Below are 3,311 nucleotides of genomic sequence, written 5' to 3' on the forward strand. Positions count from 1 at the left end.
TACCGGCGGGATGGCGTCCAAGGTGTCGGCGGCGCTGCTGGCCGCCGATGCCGGGGTGCCCGTGCTGCTGGCCGCCGCCGCCAACGCCGAAGCGGCACTGGCGGATGCTTCGGTGGGCACGGTGTTCGCCGCGCGGCCCAACCGCATGTCGGCGCGCCGGTTCTGGGTACGATATGCCGCCGAGTCCGCCGGTGCGCTCACCCTCGACGAGGGTGCGGTGAGTGCCGTTCTGGGTCAACGCCGTTCACTGTTGCCAGCGGGAATCACCGCGCTGTCCGGCCGATTTCACGGCGGCGACGTTGTCGACTTGACCGGACCGGACGAGGCCCTGGTGGCTCGCGGAGTCGTCGCCTACGACGCCGCCGAGCTGGCCACCATGATCGGTCGGTCGACCTCCGAGTTGCCCGCCGAGCTGCGTCGTCCCGCAGTGCACGCCGACGACCTGGTCGCCGTCTAGGTTGCCAAAGGCTTCAAATACAAAGCGCCCCAGACGATTTCGGTCAGCGTGCTGGCGAGCTCCGCATCGTATGTGGCCGGGTTACTCGGCAGGTTCTGTTGACAGGTCCGCTCGACCATCCAGGTGAGCGCACTTGCCGTGGTCGGCGCGGGCAGCTCGCGGATTGAGCCATCGGCCTGACCGTCTTCGATGACACGGGCCAATCGACCGGTGATGGCGGTCAGCAGATTGCGGTAGGTCGCACCGACCAACGAGTCGTAGGCGGCCATCTCGTTCAGCGCCACCAGCACCGGTTGATGTCGTCGGTAGCTGGCGATGATGGCGGCCATCCCGGCGCGTACGTCATCGGGATCGTGTCGCCACGCCACGCTCCACCAGCGTTCGGCGCTTTCGGCGAGATCGGCGAACACCTGGCCGGCCAGCCGTCGCAGCAGGTGGCCTTTGTCCTCGAAGTAGATGTAGAAACTGGCCCGCGACATCCCGGCTTCAGTAGACAGCCGGTCCACGCTGAGTTCGGTGAAGCTCGCGCCGTCGCGCATCAGCCGTTCGGTCGCGTCAAGCAGCCGGCGCTCCATCTGCTCACGGCGCTCCTGCCGCTTGGCTTGCGGCTTGCGGGTGACTGACGGCATGACACCTCCTGACTCAACCACTGGTCAGAGCACGATCGACAGTATGACATCTTGACTAGACACTCTGTCTAGTCCTATTCTCGTCGGTGTCTTGAAACTGTGACCGGCGTCATAGCCGATGGAGGATTCGCCCATGACAGCGACGGCCGCGACCCCCCGCGCCTACGACCCCATCGACCTGTCGTCCCGCGCGTTCTGGTCGACCAGCGCGCAGGAGCGGGAAGTGGCATTCGCCGAGCTTCGGGCCGAACGCCCAGTGAGCTGGCACCCGCCGGTGGAAGACGCCATGCTGCCTGACCCCGATGACCCCGGCTACTGGGCGGTCACCCGCCGCGACGACATCGTCGCGATCAGCCGCGACAACGAGTCCTTCCTGTCGGGCAAGGGCGTCATGTTCGAGAACTTCCCGGTGGAGCTGCTCGAAGCGTCGCAATCCTTCCTGGCCATGGACCCGCCGCGGCACACGTTCCTGCGCAAACTCGTCAGCGCCGCATTCACCCCGCGGCAGGTCCGGCGCATCGAAGATTCGATCAAGGCGAACGCGAAGACCATCGTCGAGGAACTCGAATCCGCCGGCAACGGTGCCGATTTCGTCGACCTCTGCGCCAAGGAGCTACCCATTCGCACGCTGTCGGACATGGTGGGCATCCCCGAGTCGGAGCGGCAACAGCTCGCGCACGCGGCCGACGCCATGGTCTCGTCGGGCGACCCGGAGTACCTGAAGGGTCGCCACCCGCTGGAGGTGTTGTTCGAGGCGCAGACTTATGTGCATCAGGTGGCCGGGATGCTCGCCGCCGAGCGCCGCGAGCATCCCGGCGATGACCTGTTCACCAGCCTGGTGACGGCCGAGGTAGACGGCGACAGGTTGGCCGACGCCGACGTCGCCGCGTTCTTCGTGTTGCTCACCGTGGCCGGCAATGACACCACCCGCCAAACCACCAGTCACGCGCTGAAGGCCCTCACCGACTATCCCGACCAGCGTGCCTGGCTGCTGGAGGATTTCGACAATCGCATCGGGCGAGCGGTCGAGGAGTTCATCCGCTGGGCCAGCCCGGTAATGACGTTCCGTCGCACGGCCGCAAAGGATGTCGAGATCGGCGGCCAAGCCATTCGCGCCGGCGAGAAGGTGGTGATGTTCTACTCCTCGGGCAACTACGACGCCGACGTGTTCGAGCATCCCGAGCGCCTCGACCTGAGCCGCGACCCCAATCCTCACGTCGGGTTCGGCGGTGGCGGCGTGCACTTCTGTTTGGGTGCGAACTTGGCCAGGGCGCAGCTGCGGGCGATCTTCGGCGAGCTCTTGCGTCAGCTGCCGGATATCCAAGCCGGCGACCCGGTGTACGTGGCCGGCAATTTCATTCACGGCATCTGCAGCATGCCCTGCACGTTCTAGCGAACTGACGCCGCGGCCAACTCCTCGGCCAGCAGCGTCAGCAACTCCGAGCAGCCGCCGTTGACCTTCACCGTGGCCAGGTCGTCGCCGCGGGTAGGTCCGCGGTTGACGATGGCCACCGGAATCTTGCGCGCCGCGGCGTGCCGCACGAACCGGTAGCCGGAGAACACCGTTAGCGACGATCCGGCCACCAGCAGCGCGTCAGCCGCATCGATCAGCGAAAAAGATTGTTGAACAACGTCTTTGGGCACGCTTTCACCGAAATACACGATGTCGGGCTTGAGCATGCCACCGCACGATGCGCAGTCGAGGTAGCGAAACGACGCGGTGTCCGCGACGACGGCATCAGCATCTGGAGCCACCGCCAAGCCGCCCACCGCCTCGACCCGTTCGGTGAAACCGGGGTTCAACGCGTCCAGTTCCTCAGCCAGCGACGCGCGACTCCTGGACTGGCCACAACTCAGGCAGATCACCTGTGCGTAGGTGCCGTGCAGGTTGATCACGTTGCGGCTGCCGGTTTTGGTGTGCAGCAGGTCGACGTTCTGGGTGATGACGCCGTTGACCACACCGTTGCGCTGGAGTGCGGCCACCGCGCGATGCCCGGCATTGGGTTGGGTGTCAGCCATGTGCCGCCAGCCGACGTGGTTGCGCGCCCAGTACCGCTGCCGGAACACCGGGTCGGAGGTGAACTGGTGAATCGTCATCGGGTTGCTCGGCGGCGAATCGGGCCCACGGTAATCCGGAATACCGGAATCGGTCGAAATCCCCGCCCCGGTCAACACGGCCACACGGCGGTCGGTCAGCACGGAGACCAGCTCCGGAGCTTCCGCGC

General features: G+C 66.0%; 4 protein-coding genes. 2 read left to right on the forward strand and 2 right to left on the reverse strand.

Annotated features, from left to right (window positions below; all coding sequences use genetic code 11):
* The coding region (locus tag VGH54_RS19500; protein WP_331513717.1) for a PUA domain-containing protein at positions 1 to 457 on the forward strand (457 nt) is incomplete at its 5' end.
* Here the strand turns inward: VGH54_RS19500 and VGH54_RS19505 are convergent.
* Positions 454 to 1,086 carry a TetR/AcrR family transcriptional regulator gene (locus VGH54_RS19505; RefSeq protein WP_331513718.1) on the reverse strand — a complete coding sequence of 211 codons (633 nt, stop codon included), beginning with the start codon at positions 1,084 to 1,086 and terminating at the stop codon, positions 454 to 456. The genes VGH54_RS19500 and VGH54_RS19505 overlap by 4 nt on opposite strands.
* Positions 1,087 to 1,219: 133 nt before the next feature.
* Between VGH54_RS19505 and VGH54_RS19510 the strand changes: the two genes are divergently transcribed.
* Complete coding sequence (locus VGH54_RS19510; RefSeq protein WP_331513719.1) at positions 1,220 to 2,479, forward strand: cytochrome P450; 1,260 nt, start codon at positions 1,220 to 1,222, stop codon at positions 2,477 to 2,479.
* On the opposite strand, the gene VGH54_RS19515 is transcribed toward VGH54_RS19510, so the two are convergent.
* On the reverse strand, positions 2,476 to 3,311 hold an 836-nt coding region (locus VGH54_RS19515; RefSeq protein WP_331513720.1), incomplete at its 5' end, for an NAD-dependent protein deacetylase. The genes VGH54_RS19510 and VGH54_RS19515 overlap by 4 nt on opposite strands.

It is taken from the genome of Mycobacterium sp. (genome assembly GCF_036488105.1).
Taxonomy (GTDB): Bacteria; Actinomycetota; Actinomycetes; order Mycobacteriales; family Mycobacteriaceae; genus Mycobacterium.